We start from the raw sequence: 22,735 nt of genomic DNA on the forward strand, positions 1-22,735 counted from the left end.
GTGATCAGCACACTGGCCATCGCCAACTACCGTTCCATCCGGGACCTCGCCATGGAGCTGCATGGACTGGACATCGTGACAGGGGCCAACGGCAGTGGAAAGTCCTCCCTCTACCGGGCGCTTCGGCTGTTGGCCGAGTGTGCCGGCGGAGATTCCGGAAACGTGGTGGGCTCCTTGGCCCGGGATGGCGGGTTGGCCTCGACGCTCTGGGCCGGGCCTGAGTCAATCAGCGAGGCCATGAGGCGTGGTGAAGTCCCCGTCCAGGGAACGGTCCGCCGGGAGTCCGTGAACCTGAAATTGGGCTACTCCGGTGATGACTTCGGTTACTTGGTGGATCTTGGCATGCCAGCATCCAGCGGGGCCGGTTTTGACCAGGAGACCGGCCGTTCGCGCCCCTCAGCGTTCAGTCTGGATCCTGAAATCAAACGGGAACAGATCTTCTCCGGCCCCGTGGCGCGGCCGGGATCGTTGTTGGTGGACCGCAAGGGGAGCCTCGCCAAGCTGCGCGGACCGGACGGCGATTGGACTGAGCTATCACGGAGGTTGGACACTTTCCAGAGCATGCTGACGGAGGTCTCGGACCAGGACCGGGCACCGGAAGTTCTGCGGGTTCGGGACTCGGTCCGCTCATGGCGGTTCTACGACCATTTCCGCACAGACGCCGAGGCGCCCGCTCGTCAGGCGCAGCTGGGAACGCGAACCCCCGTGCTTCATCACAGCGGCAAGGATCTCGCGGCCGCACTGCAGACACTGCGGGAGGTGGGTTTCGAGCGGCAGCTGGATGCCGCCGTCGATCATGCTTTTCCCGGAAGCCGCTTGGAAATCGCCGTTAGCGATGGTCGGTTCAGCGTGGAACTCCGTCAGCCCGGCATGCTGCGCCCCATGAAAGCTGCTGAACTCTCGGACGGTACCCTGCGCTTCCTCCTGCTCACCGCGGCATTACTGACGCCACGGCCACCAGAGCTCATGGTCCTGAACGAGCCCGAGACCAGCCTCCACGTGGACCTGATGCCGGCACTGGCCGGACTGATTGTCCAGGCCAGTGCCAACAGCCAGATGATTGTGGTGACCCACTCCGATGCCTTGCTCAAGGCACTGCGTGATAGCGGTGCAGCCCATGAGCATGAGCTCTACAAGGACCTGGGCGAAACCAGGATCAAGGGCTTGGGGCAGCTGGAAGGCCCTTTGTGGAGCTGGCCGAAGCGTTGAAGCGGCAAGCGATGATCGGACGGGCGATGATCGCTCAATGTTGCAGGCTCAGAACGCCGATCCGATGGACGTGAGCTGCTGTTCCGCCGAACCGGCGTAGCGGTTCTCAGGACGAGCCAGTCCGTAGTGCCCACGCAGGGTGGACGCTGTGTATTCGGTGCGGAACAGGCCGCGCTGCTGAAGGATCGGCACCACATGGTCCACGAAGATCTCCAAGCCGGAAGGAAGCACCGGCGGCATGATGTTGAAGCCGTCCGCTGCCCCTGCGAAGAACCAGTCCTGAATGGCATCGGCAACCTGCTCCGGAGTCCCGGAGAAGGTTCGGTGACCTCGCCCGCCACCCAGTCGTCCGATCAACTGCCGGACCGTGAGCTGTTCACGCCTGGCCAGCTCCACAATCAGCGTGTAGCGGCTCTTGGCTCCTTCGATCTCGTCCTCTGAGGGCAGGTCGGCAGGCAGTTGGCGGTCCAAGGGAAGGTCCTCAGGGGACAAACGGAGAGTCTTGGCCAGCTGCTCACGGGCATACTCGGGTTTGATGAGCTGATCCAGTTCACGCTCCAGTTTGAGGGCTTCAGCCTCGGTGGAGCCGATCACAGGGACGATCCCGGGCAGGATCTTGATGCCCTCCGGATCACGACCCACGGCTGCGGTGCGCGACTTCAGGTCTGCGTAGAAAGCCTGCGCGTCGGCCAGGGTCTGGTGTGCCGTGAAGACGGCTTCTGCGTACTGTGCGGCCAGGTTTTTGCCATTCTCGGATGATCCAGCCTGCACAATCAGTGGATGGCCCTGTGGGGAGCGGGGAACGTTCAGCGGACCACGGACCCGGAAATGCTTCCCTTCGTGGTCCACCGTGCGGATCTTGGTGTCGTCACCCCACACGCCCTCGGCTTTGTCAGCCAGGATGGCGTCGTCTTCCCAGCTATCCCACAGCTTTTGGGCAACGTCAATGAATTCGGCAGCCCGTTCATACCGGACAGCGTGTGCCGGCTGGTCGTCCACGCCGAAGTTCCGCGCGGCATCTGGCCCGGCGGTGGTCACGACGTTCCAGCCTGCACGGCCCCCGCTGACCCAATCAACGGACGCGAAGCGGCGGGCAAGATTGAAGGGATCGTTGTACGTAGTGGATGCGGTGGCGATCAGGCCTATCTTTTGGGTCGCTGCGGCGAGGGCCGTCAGCAGCACCGTCGGCTCCAACTTTCCGGCAGGGCGCCGGCCCACTTCACCGAACAGGACAGGCGAGTCGGCGAAGAAGATGGAGTCCAGCTTTCCTCGCTCGGCTGTGCGGGCGAGGTGCTGATAATGCTCCACCTTGGTAGGGGCAAAGGGATCGCTTTCAGGTAGACGCCATGATGCTTCGTGATGTCCGGTGCTCATGAGGAACGCGTTCAGGTGGAGTTGGCGGTCTGGCGGGGTCATGGTTGCTCCTTGGGATCGGGACGTTTGGCTGGCGGTGTGGCAACTTAAGCACGCGTACAAAGACCTCCGCCAGCAGCCCGACATGTCTGCGCAACAGCACGAAACCGGGGTTCACCGCGCGCAACGCAGCTCAATTCGACGCCACGGGAGGCAACACGAAAGCAGCCCGACGGCCAGTGGCTGGCGCATCGCAAACCGCCCATCCGGCGTCGTGCCTTCACACCATGACTGATAGTTCCATCACGGAAAGGGGCATTTGGTGCCTTTGGCACGTGAAGCACCACTACCATTGGTAGGTGCTTTCGCCGATTACCGTCCGTCCCGCCCTGCCCGAAGACTACGACGCCGTTGCCCGCATTACGCAGGAGTCCTACGTCACCGCGGGGTACTACGGCGACGCCGATCACCCGTACCTGCAGAAGCTCCAGGACGTGGCAGGACGCGCGGAACACGCAGAGATCCTGGTGGCTGAGCGCAACGGCGAGGTCATCGGCTCGGTAACTGCGGCACCGGCAGGCGGCGGCTTTTCGGACATCGGCCTCGAGGACGAACTGGAACTCCGTACCCTCGTAGTGGATCCGGCAGTCCAGCGCTCAGGTGCGGGCCGCGCCTTGGTGCAGGCCGTCGTCGACCAAGCCAAGGCCATGGACGGAATTAAAGCCGTATCCTTGACCACCGGCGCCACGTGGGAAAGCGCCAACGCCCTCTACGCGAGGACAGGCTTTGACCGTGCCCCGCACCGTGACTGGTTTGTCCCAGGCACCGACATAAAGCTGTTCGTTTACCGGCTGGACCTCCCGCAGTCATAAAGTTTCCTTCGTAAACGCCGGTCACCGGACCGGGCGAAACGACAGGAAAGGCGCGGCATGCGCAAGACATTCGGCACGGGCTCGGTCTGGGAACAGACCCTTGGCTACTCCCGTGCAGTCCAGGTGGACAACACTCTTTTCATCTCCGCCACGGCAGCTTCCGGGCCCGACGGCATCGTTGGTGACGACTTCTACTCCCAGACCAAGTACATCCTTGAGAAGCTCGGTGCTGTCCTGGAAGACGCCGGCTTCTCCTACGAGGACGTTGTGCAGTCCAAGTTGTACCTGACGGACATCAGCAAGTGGGAGGACGCCGGCCGCGCCCACGGTGAGGTCTTCGGTGAGATCCGCCCCACGCTCGCCTTGGTGCACGTGCTGCCGTTCCTTGATCCCGAGATGCTGGTGGAAATCGAGCTCGTGGCGCAAAAGTCCGCCTAGCGCACCCAACCGAGTCGCATTTGTGCGCGTTTTGAGCCCTCAAAACGCGCACAAATGCGACCTACTTGGGTTAGCCGGGGACGCCGTAGCGGTGTTCCGGGCGGCCTGTGCTTCCGTAGCGCAGTTGGATCTCGACGGCGCCATCGTCCGCCAGCGAGGACAGGTACCTTTGCGCCGTGGCCCGGGAAACGCCAACCCGTTCTGCCACCTCGGCAGCTGAATACTGCTCGCCGGGAAGCAACGATTCCAGGACGGCCAGCTCGGTTGCCGAGCGGGGTTTCGCGGCCGGTGCGACGTCGCCGGGAATCAAAGACCGTTTGGCGCGTTCAATGGTGATCTGGTCCACGGCGGCCTGTTGGCCCAGAATCCGCCGGTACCTGGCATAGGACCTGAGCTGTTGGGACAGGGACTCCGCGGTGAAGGGCTTGAGCATGTATCCCAGCGCGCCGCGGCGCAGGGCAACCTTGATGGACTGCGCATCAGAGGCAGCAGTCAGCATGATGGCATCGACGTCCAACTGCCCCAACAGGTCCAAACCAGAGCCGTCCGGCAGATACACGTCCAGCAGCACCAGGTCCGGACGGAGGCTGTGGATCGCTTGCAGGGCCTGTGAAACAGATCCCGCCGGCGCCAAGGCCATGAATCCTGCCACAGAATCCACATAGGCGGCATGGAGCCTTGCCACGTGGAAATCATCGTCCACGATCAACACCCGTAAATCCTCAGCCATTGCTGTCCTTCCTCAACGTTGAGTCGGCTGCTGTGCCCGCATGCTCCGCGGAATCCATGACGCCGGGGATGGTTGCCATGAACACAGCCCCCGGACCGCCGTGACCGCCGGGCTCCAAGACGCGGACATCGCCGCCGCGCCGTCGCGCCAGCTGCCGCACCAGCGCCAGCCCCAAACCTTGTCCAGCCCCCGAGCGTACCGGTTGTTCCGACGTCGTAAATCCTTCGGCGAAAACCTCCTCCGGTTCCAGGCTCCCCAAACCGTCACCGGAATCGCCCACCAGGATGTGCAGGGTCCCACCGTTTTCGGTGACATCGTCCAGGAGCTCGACTTCCACCCAACGTTCCGCTGAAGAGCCGGCGACGGCGGCACTCACCGCGTTGTCGATCAGGTTGCCGAGCACGGTGGTGACGTCTTGCGGATCGGCCACGTGCCCACGGACCAGTGTTTCGGGACCGATGCGGAGGGCCACTCCGCGTTCCGAAGCCTCCACGCCTTTCGCACCAACGAAGGCCTGAAGATACGCGTCCTGGAGCAGTTCAGCCTGCTCTACGGGGAACTTCAGCGGACCAGTGGCTGAGATCCGGGCCAGGTACTCCTTGGCGGCTTCGTGCTGGCCGATGCTCATGAAACCGGCAATGGTGTGAAGTTGGTTGGCGAACTCGTGGCGTTGGGCGCGGAGGGCCGTGGACATGGTCCCCACGGCGTCGAGCTGGCGGGTCAGTTGCTGCAATTCCGTACGATCCCGCAGCATGACCACCCACCCCAGGTCCTCCTGCCGATGCCAGGCTTTGCGGGCGCTGGCCACAAGAACGCGTGCGCCGGCCACGATTTCGACGGCTTCGGCGTCCCGGGCTGCCGGTTGGGTGAGCTTTTTGAGCTGTTGAGGAACCGTGGCGGAAGCCCAATCCTGGCCAGTGGCATCGGGCATGTCCAGGAGCCGGGCGGCCGCGGCATTGAATACGGAGATGCGTCCGTCCGCGGATATCCCGATCACGCCATCATCAACGCCCTGGAGCACTGCCACTTGGTCGTGGACCAAGCTGCTGATTTCCTCCGGTTCCAAACCGAGCGTGAGCCGTTGTAGCCTGCGCCGGAGCAGGAAGGACGCCAGGACCCCGGCAAGCAGGGCGCCGCCAGCGGTGAGTGCGATGGGCACGATGTCCCGGGCAAGGCTGTTGCTGAGCGACTCAACCGAATAGCCCACGCTGACTTCACCCACGATCGTCTCCGAACGTCCCGGCGCGTACACCGGCACCTTTGCACCGGCCGAGGGCCCCAACGTTCCTGTGTTGCGGGTGGTGATTTCCTGCCCGCCCAGCGCCACTGAAGGGTCTGTGCTGACGCGTTCGCCCAGCCGCGCCGTCTCAGGGTGAGCCAGGCGCAGGCCGGTTTCGTCCGTGATCACCACGAACAAGGCCCCGGTCCGCAACCGCACAGCCTCGGCCGCAGCCTGCAGGGGACCGGACGCGAGGACATCCGGGGGAGGGGTTCCCTCTTCCTTGCTGATGGTTTGCACGCCGGACCTGATATCGGGATCTGCGGCGACCGTCCTGGCGAGGGTTAGTGCTTGGTTTTCAGCTTCAGTGCCGATGCGTTCGTATACCAGCCACGCATGGACAGTCCCGCTGAGCAGGACCACCAACAGCACAACCCCTAGCTGAAGGAGAAGGGTTTGGGTGGAGAAACGCATGCTGACCCGGCTATTGCGCGGCACCTTCGCTCCTTTCCTCCTGAACCATTGAATCACTGAGCATAATGCGCAAAACGTTCGCAACGAGCAGTATTCCCAACAATTCCCCGAAACCCCTGCCCGTGACGGAGGCCACCATATTGTCTGTAGTGCGCATCACACCGACGTGGCGCCATTCACAGTAGTAAGGAGCCGGCCGTGCTGGTTTTGCTTGGATTCGCAATGATTGCGGTATTCATGGTCCTGATCATGACCAAAAAATTGACGCCAGTACTGGCGCTGATCATCGTCCCCACCGTCTTCGGCCTCTTCGCCGGGGCGGGCCTCGGCATCGGCGACATGGTGATGGACTCCATGAAGTCCATGACGTCCACGGCCGCGCTCCTCATGTTCGCCATCATCTACTTCGGCCTGATGATCGACGTCGGACTGTTCGACCCCCTGGTGAAGTTCATCCTGCGCAAGCTGGGCAACGACCCCGCCAAAGTGGTCCTCGGCACCGCCATTCTGGCGGCCGCAGTCTCCCTGGACGGCGACGGCTCCACCACCTTCATCCTCACCACGGCCGCCATGCTCCCGGTGTACCTGCGGCTTAAAATGAGTCCAGTGGTCCTGACCTGTGTGGCCGGCCTTGCGAACGGCACCATGAACATCCTGCCGTGGGGTGGTCCCACAGCCCGCGCAGCAACCGCGCTCAAGCTCGATGTCAACGACGTCTTCGTGCCCATGGTCCCCTCGCTCATCGTTGGGCTCCTGGTGGTTCTGGTGTTCGCATGGTTGCTCGGCCTGCAGGAACGCAACCGTCTCCGCACCACCGCTTCGGAGATCTGGGGCGACGTCGCCGATCCTTCGGAAGCGTTCGACGGCGGCGCGGGCCGCGGCGGTTCGGTTGCCGCGGGTTCGGGTTCAGGCTTCGGTGCTGGCCGCTTCGGCTTCGGCCGCAACTCCGTCTCTACAACTGCCGGCAAGCCGGGAACCGGCGGAGGTTCCGGCGTCGCGGTTCTTGAAGACCCGGCCACGCTGGTGGACGATCACGACACCGCCATGGCAGACACTGCCCTGGACCCCAACCGCACTACGCTGCGTCCCAAGCTGTTCTGGTTCAACCTTGGCCTGACCGTCGCCGTCATGGTGGTCCTGGTGGCCAACGTTGTCCCGCTGCCGTTCGTGTTCATGGTGGGCTCCGCGATCGCCCTGCTGGTCAACTTCCCCAAGGTCAAGGACCAGGGCGCCCAGTTGATCGCCCACGCACCGTCCATCGTCGCGGTCGTCAGCATGGTCATGGCCGCCGCAGTCCTCACCGGTGTCCTCAACGGCACCGGCATGGTCAAGGCAATGTCAGAGTGGCTCGTCCAGATCATTCCCGCCGAAATGGGCCCGTTCATGGCAGTCATCACCGGCCTTTTGAGCATCCCGATGACGTTCTTCATGAGCAACGACGCCTTCTACTTCGGGGTCCTGCCGGTCCTTTCCGAAACCGCCGCACACTACGGCGTGGATGCAGTGGACATGGCCCGCGCCTCCATCACCGGGCAGCCCTTCCACCTGCAGAGCCCCCTGGTGCCGGCCATCCTCCTGCTGGTTTCACTCGCCAAGGTCGATCTGGGTGACCACCACAAGAAGGTCCTCTGGCGCACGGCCGTGATCTCGGTGGTCATGCTGGCAGTCGGAGTACTGACTGGAGCCATCGGCATCGGCTAACGAGCCACCGCTTCAGGTGTCGAGTTCGCGGGTTCGCCTTCAATTCGCCGTTCAGCAACGGCGTATTGTGCGGCGGACCCGCGATTTGGCGTGAACACCGCCTCGGCGCTGCGCTCACCGGGTCCTGGCTCGCCGTGCTGCCGAGCTGACGCCCCCGACCACGTGGTCGAGGTGAGAATGAGGTAGCCACCTAGGTGGTCTTCTTTCGAGCAGCCGGGTCCAAAGTGCATTCACCCATCACCATAATGAAGCTAACGCTCTTCGTTGGTGTGAAGATCAGCACGACGCCTCTAGGAGCCGAGGCAATGATTTCAATACCGGGTAGTATCCGGGCCCCTGTTGTCAAAGATATTCTCAATCTTGTAGCCCTTGGACTCCCAGTGGGCTTGCATCCTGTCCACGGCTGCCTGCGGATCGTCAATGGGCCCGCCCTTTATCTGGCGCTGATACTGCCGGCCGTCGGCACGTGCGTGCACCCCGCAAGGTTCTGACACACAATCCGCAGTGTCGTTACGGTCCCACCCGGGCCATGTTGTGCCCGACTGCTTGACTGTGTCATCCATGGCATCCATGAACTCTGTGAACACCTCTTCGGCGCTTCGCTCGCCGGGTCCTGGCTCGCCGTGCTGACCATCATTCGCTGAGTTCATGCCGCATCCCGTCATCACCAAGCACCCCGTCAATATCCATGCCAACCACGTTTTGCGATTGGGTTTGTCGTCGTCATCTGCTCTGCTCCTCGGCGAGTTCTTCCGGGGTGAGATCGCGTTCGATCAGGGGCCCGGTGGGGAAGCTCATGCCGCCGTAGCCGGGCTTCTCTTCGTGGCGGAGCGGGATCAGTTCCTTGATCAGATGGCCGCGCCCGGTTGAGGTGAGGGCAATGTTGTGACCGGACTCGGTCCTCGGATCCAGGTAGCCGTGACCGGTCGTGGCGGCGAAGACGGTGTCGCCGCTACCGTCGGCCGCCCAGCCTTGGCGTCGTGGCCTGCCGTTCTCTTGTAAACCTTGCCCGTGTCGGGGTCGTAGCCGCCCTCTGAGGAAAAGATTTTGCCCCCGAACCAGTCATCGGCTGGATCCCACCGACCTTCCCGGCCTCTCAGCCCACTGCCGACGATCCCCAACGGGGCGACCCGGTCCTCGCTGGCCGCGGTTGCCTGCTCCAACAACGGAACCGCTGCTTCCTCCAACGCCCCAGGATCCGGCCACCCGTCCAACACCGACGCATCAATCTCATACATGGCCCGGCCCCCTAACGCACCGGCACGGGACGGAACCGTTCCACCCGCAAACCCGCGCCGGGCCAGCCGTCCAAACTTTTGGTCTGCGCCAAGGACGTGGTGGCCATCTGCTCATCACCGCCAACATAGGCGGCAATAGCAGCCTGTGCACCACCAAAAATATTGGCCGTTCGTTGCGCCAAGGCCTGCAGTCCAGGCATCAGCACGGTGTCGCCGTAAAGCTGGAGGGCCACATAAACCGGGCCCTCACGGAGAGCCCCGCTGACCTCATCACAGACCTGCCGAAGCCTGGCCTGCGCTGGCCCCAGCCCGCCAGTGCGTTGCTTTGCCGCAGTTACCACCGCCAGCGCCCTGCCGGTATCAATGTCGTACACCACAACAGCTGCCTCCAAAACGTTGCCCCGCACCCCAAAAAATCGATCGAAATGACAAATTCGGGCATGAACATATATCTAGGAGTGCACCTGAGGGCTCAAACGTGATGAAGAATCAAAAAGTTGGGGCACCACCCCTTCGTCTGACCGGCACACCCAACCCAAGTAGACTGGTTCGGAAAACCATTTGAACTTTGCAGGGGAGATCCATGGCTGCGATCAACCGTGACGACGTCGCGCATCTTGCGCGTCTGGCTCACATTGAAATGAGTGCCGAAGAACTGGACAGGATGGCTGTTGAGCTTGCTGTCATCGTGGATTCGGTCAAGAGCGTGAGCGAAGCTGCGGGGGAGGACGTCCCGGCGACGTCGCACCCGATTCCGTTGACCAATGTGTTCCGGGAGGACGTTGTGGGTCACACGTTTACGGCTGAGCAGGCGCTTTCCGGCGCACCGGATGCTTACGAGAACCGTTTCAAGGTCCCGGCAATCCTGGATGAGGACTAATCATTATGACTGAGCTGAAGAACGAACTCATCCGCCATTCCGCTGCCGATCTCGCTGCCAAGTTGACTGCCCGCGAGGTTACCGCCGTCGAGGTCACGCAGGCGCACCTTGACCGTATTGCCGACGTCGACGGTCAGGTTAACGCGTTCCTGCACGTTAATGGCCAAGAGGCTTTGGCCGTCGCGGCCGAGGTCGATGCTGCCCGCGCCGCCGGCGGTTCCGCTGCTGATGAGCTGCATGCCCTCGCCGGTGTGCCGATCGCGGTGAAGGACCTCATTGTCACCATCGGGCAACCGACGACGGCTGGTTCGAAGATCCTTGAGGGCTGGCACAGCCCGTACGACGCCACCGTGGTGAAGAAGCTGCGCGCGGCCAAGATGCCGATCTTGGGTAAAACAAACCTGGATGAGTTCGCCATGGGTTCCTCCACGGAGCACTCGGCCTACGGCCCCACCCGCAACCCGTGGGATTTGGACCGTATTCCTGGTGGTTCGGGTGGTGGCTCCGCTGCCGCCGTCGCCGCTTTCGAAGCGCCGCTGGCCCTCGGCACGGACACCGGTGGCTCCATCCGCCAGCCCGGCGCCGTCACTGGAACCGTGGGCGTGAAGCCCACCTACGGTGCTGTGTCCCGTTACGGTGCCATTGCCATGGCGTCGTCACTGGACCAGATCGGCCCTGTCTCCCGTACGGTGTTGGACTCCGCACTGCTGCAGGAAGTCATCGGCGGCCACGATCCGTTCGACTCCACCTCGCTGACGGATCCTTTCAACGATCTTGTTGCAGCCGCCCGCGTCGGCAACGTGGCGGGCATGAAGATTGGCATCGTCAAGGAACTTCACGGCGAGGGCTACCAGGCTGGCGTCGAGAACCGTTTCAACGAGTCCCTTGAGCTGCTGAAGGATGCCGGCGCCGAAATCGTTGAAGTTTCCTGCCCCAACCTGAAGTACGCCTTGGGCGCTTACTACCTGATCATGCCGTCCGAGGTGTCCAGCAACCTGGCAAAGTTCGACGGCGTCCGCTTCGGCTTGCGCGTCCTGCCCAAGGACGGGCCCATGACCATCGAGCGAGTTATGGGTGCTACCCGTGCCGCGGGCTTCGGTGACGAAGTGAAGCGACGCATCATCCTGGGCACTTACGCGTTGAGCGCGGGCTACTACGACGCTTACTACGGCTCTGCACAGAAGGTCCGTACGCTGATCCAGCGTGACTTCGACGCCGCCTTCGCGAAGGCTGATGTTCTGATTTCCCCGACCGCGCCCACCACGGCGTTCAAGTTGGGGGAGAAGCTGGACGATCCGCTGGCGATGTACCTGAACGACGTCGCCACGATCCCGGCCAACCTCGCCGGCATTCCGGGCCTGTCTCTGCCGGGTGGCCTGGCCGACGAAGACGGCCTGCCTGTTGGTATCCAGCTGCTGGCTCCTGCTCGCAAGGATGCCCGCCTGTACCGCGTGGGTGCGGTCCTCGAATCCATGCTTGAAGAGAAATGGGGCGGTCCGATGCTTTCGCAGGCGCCTGAGCTGAAAACTGCTGTGCTCGGTGCAGTATCCAACACCGCCGGAGGTTCCAACTAATGTCCGTCGACGCAACCCTGAGCTTCGAAGAGGCCATGGAGAAGTACGATCCCGTTCTGGGGTTCGAGGTCCACGTGGAGCTCAATACCAAGACCAAGATGTTCTCCTCCGCTCCCAACGTCTTCGGTGATGAACCGAACACCAACGTCAACGAGGTTGACCTGGGCATGCCCGGCGTCTTGCCCGTGGTGAACAAGACCGCAGTGGAGTCCTCCATCAAGATCGGCCTTGCCCTGAACTGCAAGATCGCCGAGACCTGCCGCTTCGCCCGGAAGAACTATTTCTACCCGGACACCCCCAAGAACTTCCAGACCTCCCAGTACGACGAGCCGATCGCCTACGACGGTTACCTCGACATTGAGCTGGAGGACGGCACGGTGTTCCGTGTGGAGATCGAGCGCGCCCACATGGAAGAAGACGCCGGCAAGTTGACCCACATGGGTGGCGCGGCGGGCCGTATCCAAGGTGCCGACTACTCGTTGGTGGATTACAACCGTTCCGGCGTTCCCCTGGTGGAAATCGTCACCAAGCCGATCGAGGGCGCCGGCAGCCGTGCACCCGAGCTGGCCAAGGCATACGTCGCAGCAGTCCGCGAGATCGTGAAGAACCTGGGCGTTTCCGACGCCAAGATGGAACGCGGCAACGTCCGTTGCGATGCCAACGTTTCCCTGCGACCACACGGACGTGAGCGCTTCGGTATCCGTTCGGAGACCAAGAACGTGAACTCCCTGCGCGCCGTGGAGCACGCTGTTCGTTACGAAATCCAGCGGCATGCCGCCGTTCTGGATTCCGGCGAGCCGGTTATCCAGGAGACGCGTCACTGGCACGAGGACACGCGTTCGACGACGTCGGGCCGGCCCAAGTCTGATGCTGACGACTACCGCTACTTCCCGGAGCCGGACCTGGTTCCCGTCGTCGCCTCCCGCGAGTGGGTGGAAGAACTCCGCGCCACCCTCCCCGAACCGCCGGCCGAGCGCCGCAAGCGCCTCAAGGAAGCCTGGGGCTACTCGGATCTGGAATTCCGCGACGTGGTGAACGCCGGCGTCATGGACTCCATCGAAGAGACCATCGCAGCCGGTGCCTCCGCTGACGTTGCCCGTAAGTGGTGGATGGGTGAGATTGTTGGCCGCGCTAAGGTTGCCGACGTCGATCCTTCCGAACTCGGTGTCACCCCGCAGGTCATCGTTGAGCTGAACAAGCTGGTTGAAGACGGCAAGATCAACAACAAGATGGCAACCCAGGTCCTGGACGGCGTACTCGCCGGCGAAGGCACTCCGGCTGAAATCGTTGAGAAGCGCGGCCTCGCGGTTGTATCCGACGACGGGCCCCTGCTGGAGGCCATCGACGCCGCGCTTGCCGCACAGCCGGATGTCGCAGAGAAGATCCGTGGCGGCAAGGTCCAGGCCATTGGCGCAATTGTTGGCGGCGTCATGAAGGCCACCCGTGGCCAGGCTGACGCGGGCCGTGTCCGTGAACTCATTCTGGAGAAGCTCGGCGTCGAGGGCTAAGTACCAGCTCCTTCCCGTCAAAGTAGGCCGTAGTTATTACTGCGGCCTACTTTGCTGTGGGCGGGTGCACAATGGATGCATGGCCTCTCTGAAACCGAGTTTTCGTCAGGGCCTGCTTGCCGGTGCTATCGCCGTTGCATTGACCGGTGGCGGGGCTGCTGCTGTCTGGGCGGGCACCCAACCCAGCCCTTCGCCGTCGAGCCCTTCTGCCTCGCCCAGCCCATCGGGGCCCGGAACAGCCAAGTCCACGGAGGGCCATGGGCGAGCGATCCATGGCGAGCACGTGGTCAAGCAACAGGACGGGAGCTACCGTACTGTTCTCACGCAGACCGGAACCATCGAATCGGTGAGCGGCTCCGAGGTGACCGTCAAGAGCGAAGACGGCTTCACCCAGCGCTACGCAATCACTGCAGAGACCCGCATCGCGAAAGTCCCAGCCAACCTGTCGGAGCTTCGGAACGGCAAGGGCAGGCCGTCATTGCCGTCGGCGACGGCAGCTGATCTCAAGGCAGGCGACACAGTGCGGGTCAGTGGCTCAAGGAATGGCGACACCGTGACGGCTACCAGGGTGGTGTCCGGCGGGCTGCCAGCGGGCGTCAAGGGCCACGGGCATAAGCGCGGGCACGGCCCGAAGTAGCTGGGAGTACCGCTGTGTGCCGGTGTCGCTCCCGTTTCCGCCGTGCGCGCAGGTAATTCCCCATGTGTCAGGCTCGGCTGTTACATAGTGTTTGCAGTTGTGTGTGATGCGTGGAGCGGGGAATGGATAGGCCATGTTTGAAGTTCCTCAACGCCCATCGCGGAACCACCGCTTCTCGCGAGCCCAGAAATGGCAGTTGCTCGTTGAGTACGACAGGTGCCTTGATAGAGGTGCCAAGGCGGCGTTCTGCAGGCGGTCGGTGTTCAGCCCAGAACCATGCGGGACTGGGCTGCCGCCCGCGAACAGGGTCGTATGGTGCCTCCTCCGGAGGGAGCCGGTCCCGTGGAAACAGAAGGGAAGCGGTGGATGAATGCCCGAGACCGTGACGAGTTGAACCGTCTGCGCAAAGAGAACGAAAAGCTCAAAGCCAAACTGGAGAAGTCAGAGGCAGCCGTTGACATCCTGGGAAAAGCGTCCGCGCTTCTGGAGGCCTTGGCCAGGAGCGCGGCAGCGACGGATCCCCACTTGGAAGAGAAGAATCCGGGACGACCGGATTGGCTGGAGGACAAACACGACGAGGAATCGTCCTCGGAATAGTGTCCTTGCTGATCGCCGCGAAGTGGTCTGTCCGGGCTGCCTGCAGTGTGGCCGGAGTGTCCCACATGTTCTGGTACCGGTCCCTGAAACCGGAAGCGTGCCGCGGAAACCGGATCCCGCACACGGAAAGGGCATACCCAAACCGGATCGAACCCGAAGTCTGCGAGCAACTCTTAGACAGGCTGAACTCCAAGGACTACGAAGACCTCTCCATCACCCAAGCCTGGTATCGACTGCTGGATAACGGTGAATACTATGCCTCAATGTCGTCCACACACAGGATCGTGAAGCGGGCCGGCCAGAATGGTGACAGACGCCCGCAGCACCCCGCTGGCACCGGAACCAAGAGGTCCAAGCCGGTCCTGGAAGCAACCGGGCCTAACCAACTCTGGTGCTGGGACATCACCGACCTCCACGGCCCCGGGAAACAACGTCTGAAGCTTTACACGGTCATGGATGTCTTCTCCCGCCGAGTCGTTGGCCATCGGGTCGAACAACAGGAGTCCTCGGTCCAGGCCGCGGAACTCATGGAGCACTGCGTGGTCGATAACTGGCGTGCACCGGAGATCATGCATTCTGATAACGGCGCCGCCATGCGGGCACGGCCAACCTATGACGTTCTGCGAATGCTCGGGATCAGTCCTTCGCACTCACGGCCCCGGACTTCAAATGACAACCCATTCATCGAATCGCTATTCAAGACCGTCAAGTACTCCCTGGCCTTCCCTGCACGGTTCGATTCACTCGACCATGCCCGAAACTACGTAAGCGAGTTTTTCGACGACTACAACGAAAACCACCGCCATTCCGGACTGAATGGATACACCCCGGACTCCGTGCACCGAGGGTACTGGACCACAGTCCAAACACTCCGACAAGAAATACTCGATACCCACCACAACCAGAACCCCAAACGCTACGCCCGCAGGCCGCGCGTCAAACCCACCCCCAGCAACGTCTGGATCAACAAACCCAACCAACAGCTGTCACACACAGCTTGATAAATACCGAATTTCGGGGGCAGGTGGCGGGAACGGGCGCGAGGGCACCTCTAGACCCAGCCCTCATCACATTTGTGGTCCAAACCGACCCGGGCCTTAAGCAATACGCGCACTCCATGGCACCTCTCTGTGCCGCCTTCGTGATGAAAAGTGATTTCTGGGATCAGTTTCGATCATGATCTTGCAAAAAGAGATGCTGGTCACTTATGGTTTGTTAAACGGTTAACGAGCGTGGCTTGAATCACATTGGTGGCTTGGGCTCAGCACTTGAGGAGACAGTATGAACTCGACGACGAAACAGGCTCCGGCATTGCCCGAAGCTCGCCGAGTCCCCGGGCCGCCTGGCAGCAACGCCCCCGGATCCGGTTCGAAGAAGCGGAAGAGAAGCCAGGTCCCACAGCAGAGTTTCCGTTCACGCCTGCGACGCGACAAGCAGATGCTGCTCATGATGCTGCCCGGTGTGGTATTCCTGCTTCTCTTCTTCTACATCCCCATCCTGGGCAACGTCATCGCATTCCAGGACTACCAGCCGTATCTGGGCATCGGGGACAGCTTGTGGGTTGGCTGGCAGAATTTTGTGGACCTGTTCGGTAACCCGGATTTTGTTCACGCCTTCTGGAACACGCTGTACCTGGCCGCCTGGCAGTTGGTTTTCCTCTTCCCGGTACCACTGGTGCTGGCATTGATCGTGGATTCACTCATCAGCACCCGTGTCCGGCGGATCTTCCAGAGCATCGCCTACCTGCCCCACTTCTTGTCCTGGGTTCTGGTGATCGCGTTCTTCCAACAAATGTTGGGTGGCGCAGGATTCGTCAACAACCTCCTCCGGGACTGGGGTATGGATCCGATTCCCTTCATGACCAATCCCGAGACCTTCCCGGTCATGGTGGTGGTCCAGATGATCTGGAAGGATGCCGGCTGGGCCATGATCATCTTCCTGGCCGCCCTTGCCAGCATCGATGCCTCTCTCTACGAAGCCGCCGCGGCAGACGGGGCCGGGCGCTGGCGCAGGATGTGGCACATCACCCTCCCCGGGCTGCGTCCTGTGATCGTCCTGCTTCTGATTCTGCGCATCGGCGACATCCTCTCAGTCGGCTTCGAGCAGTTCATCCTGCAACGCGACGCGGTGGGAGCCGGAGCTGCGGAAGTGCTGGATACCTTCACCTACTACACGGGCGTAGTGGGAGGAGGCTGGAGCTCTGGCGCGGCAGCAGGCCTTGCCAAGGGCGTAGTCAGCGCCTTGTTGATCTACGGCGCCAACAAACTTGCCCACCGCTTCGGCGAAGACGGCATCTTCGCAAAACAAGTGCGCTGAAAGCCACGCTGACCCGCGCGCCTGCCGCACAAGGAGAAACCCATGGCAACAACACTTTTCACCAAGAAACCCCGGGAACTGAGCTACAACCCCAAGCGCCCGGTGTGGAAGGAAAAGCCTTCCGCGCTGTACCAAACGGTCAAAGCCGTGGTCTTGATTGTCTTTAGCCTGTCCATCATGACACCCATCCTGTTGGTGGTATCCACGTCCTTGGCTGACACGGAGCAGCTGATCGAAGCCGGCGGGTTCGTCCTCTGGCCCGAACGTCCCACCTTGGAGGCCTACGTAACCATCTTCAAGGGCCCCATGGTCCTGCAGTCACTAGGTGTTAGCGTGCTGGTCACCGCCGTAGGGACCATCCTGGCGTTGTTCGTCACCATCACCATGGCTTACGCCACCAGCCGCACGGTGCTGTTTGGCCGGCCAGTGATCCTCGCAGTCCTGTTCACGCTCCTTTTTGCTCCGGGTCTCATCCCGTCCTTCCTCATGATCCGCCAGCTCGGTCTTCTGGACTCTTTGTGGTCCCTGATCCTCCCGGGCATCTTTGGAGCCTTCAACTTTGTGGTGATGCGCTCGTTCTTCATGAACATCCCCGGGGAGCTGATTGAAAGCGCCAGAATCGACGGCGCCAACGACTGGCAAATCCTGTGGCGCATCGTGATGCCGTTATCCAAAGCCGTGATCGCCGTCGTCGGGCTGTTCTACGCGGTGGGCTTCTGGAACTCGTTCTTCAACGCCCTCCTTTACATCAACGACCACAGCAAATGGCCCATTCAATTGCTGCTCCGCAATTTTGTTGTCCAGGGGAGCGGTGCGGCCGATCAGCTTGGAATCACCACCACGCCCCCGCCCCAGTCCATCCAGATGGCCGTTGTGGTGGTGGCGCTGGTCCCCATCCTGATGGTGTATCCCTTCCTTCAGAAGCACTTTGCCAAGGGCGTTATCACCGGCGCCGTCAAGGGATAGCCCAAGCCAGCCAACAGTCAAACACCCAAATCCGCAGAAATTAAGCAAGTAACCAGAAAGGGATATGCCATGACGAGCACTACCTCACAGGCTGGATTCAGCCGCCGCGGTTTCCTTGGCCTCGCAGGCCTGGCCGTGACCGCCGCCGGCTTGTCCGCCTGCGGTGGTGGCGGAGCCGCAAGCAACGGAGGCGCCGCTGCCTCCGCTTCGGTCAAACTGCCCACGTATAAGGAATTCACCGGCGTCACCCCGGACATCGCGGGCAACGCCAAGGGGCTCCAGGCCGGCTACTTCAAACTGCCCACCGCTGTGCAGTCCGTGAAGACGCCTCCGCTCAAGGGCAAAGTGACCGGCCTGACCGAAACCTTCGACACCATGAGCCCGGGCCTGAAGGACAACCCTTTCTGGCAGCGGCTCAACACCAAGCTCGGCGGCGACCTGGAACTGCAGATCGCAGAAGACATTGGAGACGGCTACCCGGCCAAATTCGCCACTGTCCTTGCAAGCAACGACCTTCCGGACATGATGTGGGTTCCGCCGAACCAGGGCATCCCCAATGTCGGGCCAATGTTGGAAGCCAAATTCCAGGACCTGACGCCGTACCTCTCCGGTGACGCCGTCCTGGAGTACCCCAACCTGGCCGCACTTAAGCCCGATTCCTGGAAGACCGCCGTCGTCAACGGAAAGATCTGGGGAGCCCCCATCCCCAGTACCCCGTTCGGGCAGGTGTATCTCGGAAACCACGATATGTGGGGGAAGGTGGGTGGCTTCGAAGCAGCCAGCGCCGACGAATTCCTGGACAAGGCCAAGGAGCTGACCCGGCCCGGTGATCAGCAGTATGCCTTGGAGCCGGCGTACATCAATGCCCTTCATATGGTGACAGAGTGGTTCGGTGCCCCCAACAGCTGGGCCGTCAACAAGGACCGCAGCCTCACCCACCTCTACGAAACCGACGAGTACATGGCCGGCGTAGAGTTCACGGCCAAGATGTTCGCAGCCGGCGTCTTCTACCCGGACTCCAAGGCCACGGATATCCGCTCGCGTGTGGCCAACGGTAGTGTTGCCGCCCAGGTGGTCTCCGGTCCCCACGACATCCGCAGCTACCGCGCGCTGAGCAAGGACACCCAGTTCGACATCCTGGTTCCGTTCAGCGCAGACGGCAAGGTCAAGCCCGTCTACGACATGGGCTATGGAACCGTGGGCTTCACGCCGTTCAAGAAGGCCGAAGAGGGTAAGATCCGCGAACTGCTCGCGCTTATCAATTACTTGTCGGCCCCGTTCGGCACTGTGGAATACATGCAGAAGAACTTCGGTGAACTCGGCCAGGACTACACCATCGACGCCTCCGGCAACCCGGCCCGTACCGAGACCGGAACCACCAACGCCCCTGGTTTGGTCTCGGCGTTGAACATCATGTCCAGCCCGGAGAACGTCATCTTCAACCCGGGCTTCGACGACGACACCCGCTACGTCAGCCAGCAGGAAGAGAAACTCCTGGAACTGGCCTGGCGCAACCCCACCAACGGTTCCTACTCGGACACCAACGCCAAGGTGGGCGCAAAAATCACCAAGCAGTTGCGCGACAAGGTGGTGGACATCATCACCGGCCGCGCCAAGATCGACGAACTCAAGGATGCGGTCAAACGCTGGAAGAGCGAGGGCGGCGACAAGATGCGCGATGAGTACCAGGCCGCGTTGGACCCCAACGTGCCGGTCTTCAGGAGCTAGCCTCAAACCAACAACCACGCAACGCAAACGTACAAAGCAAGCACCAGCAGGGGGAACCATGGAAAAAGCGAGTAACACCGGAGTCCGACCCACCATTCGCATGGTGGCCGAACTAGCGGGCGTTTCTACGGCCACGGTTTCCTATGTCCTGTCAGGTCGCCGTGGCGATGGGGGACCAGGGGTGTCGGATCCCACGGCGGAAAAGGTCAAGGCCGCTGCGGAGCGGCTTGGCTACCGCCCCAATCAGGCGGCCCGGGCCATCCGCACAGGCCGGACAAACACTGTGATCCTGTCGCTGACCATGCTGTCCGATCCCTGGTCCCTGTCCGTCATTGAGTCCGTGCAGAAGGTGGCAGGTCCGTTGGGCATCACGCCGATGATCCTGGGTGACGCGGACTGGGTGAAGGTGCTCGGTACACATAATGCCGACGCCGTGTTTGTGGACGCTGTCCGTGACGAGCAACGGGACGCCTTGCGGAAGCTCGCCGAGCACGGAACCACCCTGGTGGTTTTTGACGAGAACCTGGACGCGGAAGGCTTCGATGTCATCCGTTCCATTGCCGGGCCAGGGTGCCGCATGGCCGTGGAGCACCTGCTCCACGGCCACCGCCGGATTGCTTGCCTGACTCCCGCTACGGCGGCCGGCACGTCCGGCGGCGCCCGGTACCGGGCGTATTCCGAGGCGCTGGAGCATGCCGGCGTCACGGAACGCGAGGATTATGTGGGCTTGTTCGATGGCACCAGTGCAGGGGCGTACGCCACGGCAACCCGGCTGCTCAGCATGCCGGACCGTCCCACAGCCATCTACGCCACCACGGATTATGCAGCAGTCAGCGCCATCAATGCGGCCCAGCGTCTCGGCCTCGCTGTTGGCACGGACGTGGACATCATCGGCGTGGGTAACACCGTGGAGGGCGAACGAATGTCGCCTTCCCTGAGCACGGTGGGTCCCGTGGATTTCTTCGACAAACTTGCGCGGTTGCTCCTCCGGCGGGCAACCGGCCAGTCCAGCCCGGACAAGCCGACTGCACCCGCCGTCCTTGACTTCCCCTGGCATTTGTTCGTGCGCGAATCGGCGCCGCACCGCAGTGCCGCAACCAGACTTTACTAAGAACAGCAGAAGGAAATTGCACACCATGGAAAAGGATTTGAAGGTCGGCATTGTGGGTTTCGGCCTGCGGTCGGGGCTGTGGAAGCACGCCCACAAGCCGGGCCAGGGCTCGGCGGTCACCGTTGTTTGTGACCTGAGTGAGCGCGGCCGGGCTGACGCCGCCGAACGCATCCCCACCGCCCGGATCACGGATGATCTCGAGGAACTGCTGGCCAGTGGCCTGGATGCAGTCCTGGTTCTGACCCCCGACAACCAGCACGCCGCCGTCGCAGTCCGTACTCTCCAGGCGGGTATTCCCACCTTCTGCGAGAAGCCGCTGGACATCACGGTTGAGGCTGCGGACTTGATCCTCACCACGGCCTACCAAACCGGCACCCGCCTCTATGTTGGCCACAATATGCGCCACATGCCGGTTGTGGTACAGATGCGCCAGCTCATTGAAGAAGGCAGGATCGGCGAGATCAAGGCTGTCTGGTGCCGACACTTCGTAGGACACGGCGGTGACTACTACTTCAAGGACTGGCACTCCCAGCGCGCCAACGTCACCTCGCTCCTGCTCCAAAAAGGTGCCCACGACATCGACGTGATCCACTGGTTGGCGGGCGGGTATACCAAGCGCGTTGCCGCCGTCGGCGATCTTGCGGTTTATGGCGACGTCGCGAACCGGAGCAACAACGCCGGCAAGCGCATGGGGGATTGGTTCTCCATGGACAACTGGCCGCCCACCGAGCAGAAGGACCTGGCGGAGGTGATCGATGTGGAGGACATCTCCATGATGAACATGGTGTTGGATAACGGCGTGCTCGCCTCATACCAGCAGTGCCATTTCACGCCCGACTACTGGCGCAACTACACCGTCATCGGTACCAAGGGCCGGATCGAAAACCTGGGCGATGGGCCCGGAGAGACCATCAACGTGTGGACCAGCAGGTCCTCGGGCTACGCGGCGCCGGATGAGGTCATCACCATTGAGGACGGCGAAGGCGGCCACGGCGGCGCCGACCCGCGCCTGATCGAGGAGTTCCTCCGCTTCGCGTCGGAGGGCGGCAGGACGCAGACCAGCCCGATTGCCGCTCGCCAAGCCGTGGTGGCGGGCATTCTTGCCGCTGAATCACTGCGCGGCGACGGCTCCGCACGTGAGGTACCGGAGCTCCCGGTTGAACTGGTGGAGTACTTCGACGCCGGTCAGCCCGCCTTGGTTCGCGACTGACTGTTTGCGGGTCAGGTGGGTGAGGAAAGCTCGGTCATGACGGTTTGAAGTGACTCGCAAACCGTCATGACCGATTTCCGTTTGAGTGTCTCGGGCCGGGCAAGGATGTCGATCTTGCGCACTGAGTTCACCCCTGACAGTGGACGCAAAACCACACCGGCGTCCAAAACACGGCGCGCGGTGAAGCGAGGCAGCAGCCCGATCGCGCCACCGGCCGAGACCAGCGCCGCCACGGTGGAATAGTCGTTGATGCGGTGCAGTACCTCGGCTGGTCGCCCACTCACGGCGACGACGGCGGCCAGCACGTCTGCGGGGGAGTAGCCGTCGCGGCTGGTCACCCAGGGTTCATCCACGACGTCGGACGGTTTCAGTTCGCTTCGGGCCGCCAAGGGGTGATCCGCGGGGAGGGCAATATCCAGCGGCTCGTCGGCCAGGGGTATCACTGCGACCTTGTCCTCCGGCCAGGACGGGCTGTTGTCCATCCTGTGTGCCAACACCAGGTCATATCGGGCAGCCAACCCCGGGAAATCCTCCTGGGCCACGTCCTCATCGGAGAGTCGAAGCCGTGGCGACTTCCCGCCGTCGGACGCCGTCCCGGATGCCAAATGCGCCGCTAACGGGGCGAACAGCGCTTGACCCGCGCTGTGGAATGCACTCACGCTTACTGGCGCGTCAGGAGCATCGTGATAAGCGCCAATAGCAGCCCGCGCATCTGCCATGGCGTTCACGACGGCGGCACCCGCCTCCGCGAGGACGCGGCCCGCATCGGTGAGAACTAGCGCCCGGCCTTCTTTGCGCGTCAACGGCACGTCCACGGACTTCTGGAGCAGGGCGAGCTGTTGGGAAACGGCCGACGGCGTGACCATGAGTGTTTCAGCAACGGCCTTCACGCTGCCCAGGTCGCCGAGTTCCCGGAGCATCTGCAGCTGATGGATTTCCATTAGCAAATCCTAAATCGTTGATTGAGAAGAATC

23 protein-coding genes are annotated in these 22,735 nt (G+C 62.3%); 16 read left to right on the plus strand and 7 right to left on the minus strand.

Going from position 1 to position 22,735, the window contains the following annotated elements; translation table 11 throughout:
- Positions 1-1,209, plus strand: coding sequence for an AAA family ATPase (locus ACZ5J0_RS06390; protein WP_142939767.1), 1,209 nt, complete (start codon positions 1-3; stop codon positions 1,207-1,209).
- A 48-nt stretch (positions 1,210-1,257) separates the two neighbouring features.
- Here ACZ5J0_RS06390 and ACZ5J0_RS06395 read toward each other — a convergent pair whose 3' ends face one another.
- Positions 1,258-2,625 carry an LLM class flavin-dependent oxidoreductase gene (locus ACZ5J0_RS06395; RefSeq protein ID WP_464094436.1) on the minus strand — a complete coding sequence of 456 codons (1,368 nt, stop codon included), beginning with the start codon at positions 2,623-2,625 and terminating at the stop codon, positions 1,258-1,260.
- Between the two features lie 296 nt (positions 2,626-2,921).
- On the opposite strand from ACZ5J0_RS06395, the gene ACZ5J0_RS06400 reads away from it, so the two are divergent.
- Together ACZ5J0_RS06400 and ACZ5J0_RS06405 are read left to right on the plus strand one after the other, a co-directional pair.
- Positions 2,922-3,434: a GNAT family N-acetyltransferase gene (locus ACZ5J0_RS06400; RefSeq protein WP_142939765.1), complete on the plus strand. Its 513-nt coding sequence runs from the start codon at positions 2,922-2,924 to the stop codon at positions 3,432-3,434.
- A gap of 57 nt (positions 3,435-3,491) precedes the next feature.
- The gene (locus tag ACZ5J0_RS06405) at positions 3,492-3,872 is read left to right on the plus strand and encodes a RidA family protein (RefSeq protein ID WP_144652068.1); all 381 of its coding nucleotides are present in this window, start codon (positions 3,492-3,494) and stop codon (positions 3,870-3,872) included.
- Between the two features lie 70 nt (positions 3,873-3,942).
- Here ACZ5J0_RS06405 and ACZ5J0_RS06410 read toward each other — a convergent pair whose 3' ends face one another.
- Both ACZ5J0_RS06410 and ACZ5J0_RS06415 read right to left on the minus strand, forming a co-directional pair.
- The gene (locus tag ACZ5J0_RS06410; RefSeq protein WP_250820971.1) at positions 3,943-4,602 is read right to left on the minus strand and encodes a response regulator; all 660 of its coding nucleotides are present in this window, start codon (positions 4,600-4,602) and stop codon (positions 3,943-3,945) included.
- Positions 4,595-6,295 (minus strand): sensor histidine kinase, encoded by a 1,701-nt coding sequence (locus ACZ5J0_RS06415; protein WP_464094703.1) that lies wholly within the window; start codon positions 6,293-6,295, stop codon positions 4,595-4,597. The genes ACZ5J0_RS06410 and ACZ5J0_RS06415 overlap by 8 nt, the downstream gene beginning before the upstream one ends.
- 198 nt (positions 6,296-6,493) lie before the next feature.
- On the opposite strand from ACZ5J0_RS06415, the gene ACZ5J0_RS06420 reads away from it, so the two are divergent.
- Positions 6,494-7,996: a CitMHS family transporter gene (locus ACZ5J0_RS06420; RefSeq protein WP_464094437.1), complete on the plus strand. Its 1,503-nt coding sequence runs from the start codon at positions 6,494-6,496 to the stop codon at positions 7,994-7,996.
- A 311-nt stretch (positions 7,997-8,307) separates the two neighbouring features.
- Here the strand turns inward: ACZ5J0_RS06420 and ACZ5J0_RS06425 are convergent, their stop codons facing one another.
- Positions 8,308-8,646, minus strand: coding sequence for a hypothetical protein (locus tag ACZ5J0_RS06425; RefSeq protein ID WP_464094438.1), 339 nt, complete (start codon positions 8,644-8,646; stop codon positions 8,308-8,310).
- Here ACZ5J0_RS06425 and ACZ5J0_RS06430 point away from each other — a divergent pair.
- The gene (locus ACZ5J0_RS06430) at positions 8,645-8,866 is read left to right on the plus strand and encodes a hypothetical protein (RefSeq protein ID WP_464094439.1); all 222 of its coding nucleotides are present in this window, start codon (positions 8,645-8,647) and stop codon (positions 8,864-8,866) included. The genes ACZ5J0_RS06425 and ACZ5J0_RS06430 overlap by 2 nt on opposite strands.
- On the opposite strand, the gene ACZ5J0_RS06435 is transcribed toward ACZ5J0_RS06430, so the two are convergent.
- Both ACZ5J0_RS06435 and ACZ5J0_RS06440 read right to left on the minus strand, forming a co-directional pair.
- The gene (locus tag ACZ5J0_RS06435; protein ID WP_464094440.1) at positions 8,845-9,234 is read right to left on the minus strand and encodes a hypothetical protein; all 390 of its coding nucleotides are present in this window, start codon (positions 9,232-9,234) and stop codon (positions 8,845-8,847) included. The two genes, ACZ5J0_RS06430 and ACZ5J0_RS06435, sit on opposite strands and share 22 nt — an antisense overlap.
- A gap of 11 nt (positions 9,235-9,245) precedes the next feature.
- Positions 9,246-9,641 carry a DUF6507 family protein gene (locus ACZ5J0_RS06440; protein ID WP_464094441.1) on the minus strand — a complete coding sequence of 132 codons (396 nt, stop codon included), beginning with the start codon at positions 9,639-9,641 and terminating at the stop codon, positions 9,246-9,248.
- Between the two features lie 176 nt (positions 9,642-9,817).
- On the opposite strand from ACZ5J0_RS06440, the gene gatC reads away from it, so the two are divergent.
- The 11 genes from gatC (at position 9,818) to ACZ5J0_RS06495 (ending at position 21,761) form a co-directional block, all read left to right on the plus strand.
- Positions 9,818-10,114 carry an Asp-tRNA(Asn)/Glu-tRNA(Gln) amidotransferase subunit GatC gene (gatC, locus tag ACZ5J0_RS06445; RefSeq protein WP_017199363.1) on the plus strand — a complete coding sequence of 99 codons (297 nt, stop codon included), beginning with the start codon at positions 9,818-9,820 and terminating at the stop codon, positions 10,112-10,114.
- Between the two features lie 5 nt (positions 10,115-10,119).
- The gene (gatA, locus tag ACZ5J0_RS06450) at positions 10,120-11,688 is read left to right on the plus strand and encodes an Asp-tRNA(Asn)/Glu-tRNA(Gln) amidotransferase subunit GatA (protein ID WP_166843044.1); all 1,569 of its coding nucleotides are present in this window, start codon (positions 10,120-10,122) and stop codon (positions 11,686-11,688) included.
- Positions 11,688-13,196, plus strand: coding sequence for an Asp-tRNA(Asn)/Glu-tRNA(Gln) amidotransferase subunit GatB (gene gatB, locus ACZ5J0_RS06455; RefSeq protein WP_091323187.1), 1,509 nt, complete (start codon positions 11,688-11,690; stop codon positions 13,194-13,196). Before gatA ends, gatB begins: the two co-directional genes overlap by 1 nt.
- Before the next feature lie 79 nt (positions 13,197-13,275).
- Positions 13,276-13,833: a DUF5666 domain-containing protein gene (locus ACZ5J0_RS06460; RefSeq protein WP_464094442.1), complete on the plus strand. Its 558-nt coding sequence runs from the start codon at positions 13,276-13,278 to the stop codon at positions 13,831-13,833.
- A gap of 366 nt (positions 13,834-14,199) precedes the next feature.
- Positions 14,200-14,430 (plus strand): hypothetical protein, encoded by a 231-nt coding sequence (locus tag ACZ5J0_RS06465; RefSeq protein ID WP_464094443.1) that lies wholly within the window; start codon positions 14,200-14,202, stop codon positions 14,428-14,430.
- The gene (locus ACZ5J0_RS06470) at positions 14,430-15,431 is read left to right on the plus strand and encodes an IS3 family transposase (RefSeq protein WP_464093937.1); all 1,002 of its coding nucleotides are present in this window, start codon (positions 14,430-14,432) and stop codon (positions 15,429-15,431) included. The genes ACZ5J0_RS06465 and ACZ5J0_RS06470 overlap by 1 nt, the downstream gene beginning before the upstream one ends.
- Positions 15,432-15,711: 280 nt before the next feature.
- Complete coding sequence (locus ACZ5J0_RS06475) at positions 15,712-16,746, plus strand: ABC transporter permease (protein ID WP_166843046.1); 1,035 nt, start codon at positions 15,712-15,714, stop codon at positions 16,744-16,746.
- A gap of 42 nt (positions 16,747-16,788) precedes the next feature.
- On the plus strand, positions 16,789-17,712 hold the full coding sequence (locus ACZ5J0_RS06480) for a carbohydrate ABC transporter permease (protein WP_464094444.1): 924 nt from the start codon (positions 16,789-16,791) through the stop codon (positions 17,710-17,712).
- A gap of 69 nt (positions 17,713-17,781) precedes the next feature.
- Complete coding sequence (locus ACZ5J0_RS06485; protein ID WP_464094445.1) at positions 17,782-19,440, plus strand: type 2 periplasmic-binding domain-containing protein; 1,659 nt, start codon at positions 17,782-17,784, stop codon at positions 19,438-19,440.
- A 58-nt stretch (positions 19,441-19,498) separates the two neighbouring features.
- Positions 19,499-20,551 (plus strand): LacI family DNA-binding transcriptional regulator, encoded by a 1,053-nt coding sequence (locus tag ACZ5J0_RS06490; RefSeq protein WP_142939755.1) that lies wholly within the window; start codon positions 19,499-19,501, stop codon positions 20,549-20,551.
- A gap of 16 nt (positions 20,552-20,567) precedes the next feature.
- Entirely contained in the window at positions 20,568-21,761 is a 1,194-nt protein-coding gene (locus ACZ5J0_RS06495; RefSeq protein WP_250820967.1) for a Gfo/Idh/MocA family protein, read from the plus strand.
- A gap of 11 nt (positions 21,762-21,772) precedes the next feature.
- On the opposite strand, the gene ACZ5J0_RS06500 is transcribed toward ACZ5J0_RS06495, so the two are convergent.
- Positions 21,773-22,702 (minus strand): LysR family transcriptional regulator, encoded by a 930-nt coding sequence (locus tag ACZ5J0_RS06500; protein WP_250820966.1) that lies wholly within the window; start codon positions 22,700-22,702, stop codon positions 21,773-21,775.
- Between the last annotated feature and the right edge of the window lie 33 nt (positions 22,703-22,735).

Source organism: Arthrobacter sp. DualSoilB13 (assembly GCF_055389195.1).

Coding starts and splice junctions, on each gene's coding strand:
- ACZ5J0_RS06480 (WP_464094444.1), top strand. CDS start 16,789: ATGGCAACAACACTTTTCACCAAGAAACCCCGGGAACTGAGCTACAAC.
- ACZ5J0_RS06410 (WP_250820971.1), bottom strand. CDS start 4,602: ATGGCTGAGGATTTACGGGTGTTGATCGTGGACGATGATTTCCACGTG.
- ACZ5J0_RS06490 (WP_142939755.1), top strand. CDS start 19,499: ATGGAAAAAGCGAGTAACACCGGAGTCCGACCCACCATTCGCATGGTG.
- ACZ5J0_RS06460 (WP_464094442.1), top strand. CDS start 13,276: ATGGCCTCTCTGAAACCGAGTTTTCGTCAGGGCCTGCTTGCCGGTGCT.
- ACZ5J0_RS06425 (WP_464094438.1), bottom strand. CDS start 8,646: ATGAACTCAGCGAATGATGGTCAGCACGGCGAGCCAGGACCCGGCGAG.
- ACZ5J0_RS06415 (WP_464094703.1), bottom strand. CDS start 6,295: ATGCGTTTCTCCACCCAAACCCTTCTCCTTCAGCTAGGGGTTGTGCTG.
- ACZ5J0_RS06485 (WP_464094445.1), top strand. CDS start 17,782: ATGACGAGCACTACCTCACAGGCTGGATTCAGCCGCCGCGGTTTCCTT.
- ACZ5J0_RS06475 (WP_166843046.1), top strand. CDS start 15,712: ATGAACTCGACGACGAAACAGGCTCCGGCATTGCCCGAAGCTCGCCGA.
- gatA (WP_166843044.1), top strand. CDS start 10,120: ATGACTGAGCTGAAGAACGAACTCATCCGCCATTCCGCTGCCGATCTC.
- ACZ5J0_RS06405 (WP_144652068.1), top strand. CDS start 3,492: ATGCGCAAGACATTCGGCACGGGCTCGGTCTGGGAACAGACCCTTGGC.
- ACZ5J0_RS06465 (WP_464094443.1), top strand. CDS start 14,200: ATGAATGCCCGAGACCGTGACGAGTTGAACCGTCTGCGCAAAGAGAAC.
- ACZ5J0_RS06435 (WP_464094440.1), bottom strand. CDS start 9,234: ATGTATGAGATTGATGCGTCGGTGTTGGACGGGTGGCCGGATCCTGGG.
- ACZ5J0_RS06395 (WP_464094436.1), bottom strand. CDS start 2,625: ATGACCCCGCCAGACCGCCAACTCCACCTGAACGCGTTCCTCATGAGC.
- ACZ5J0_RS06430 (WP_464094439.1), top strand. CDS start 8,645: ATGCCGCATCCCGTCATCACCAAGCACCCCGTCAATATCCATGCCAAC.
- ACZ5J0_RS06500 (WP_250820966.1), bottom strand. CDS start 22,702: ATGGAAATCCATCAGCTGCAGATGCTCCGGGAACTCGGCGACCTGGGC.
- gatB (WP_091323187.1), top strand. CDS start 11,688: ATGTCCGTCGACGCAACCCTGAGCTTCGAAGAGGCCATGGAGAAGTAC.
- gatC (WP_017199363.1), top strand. CDS start 9,818: ATGGCTGCGATCAACCGTGACGACGTCGCGCATCTTGCGCGTCTGGCT.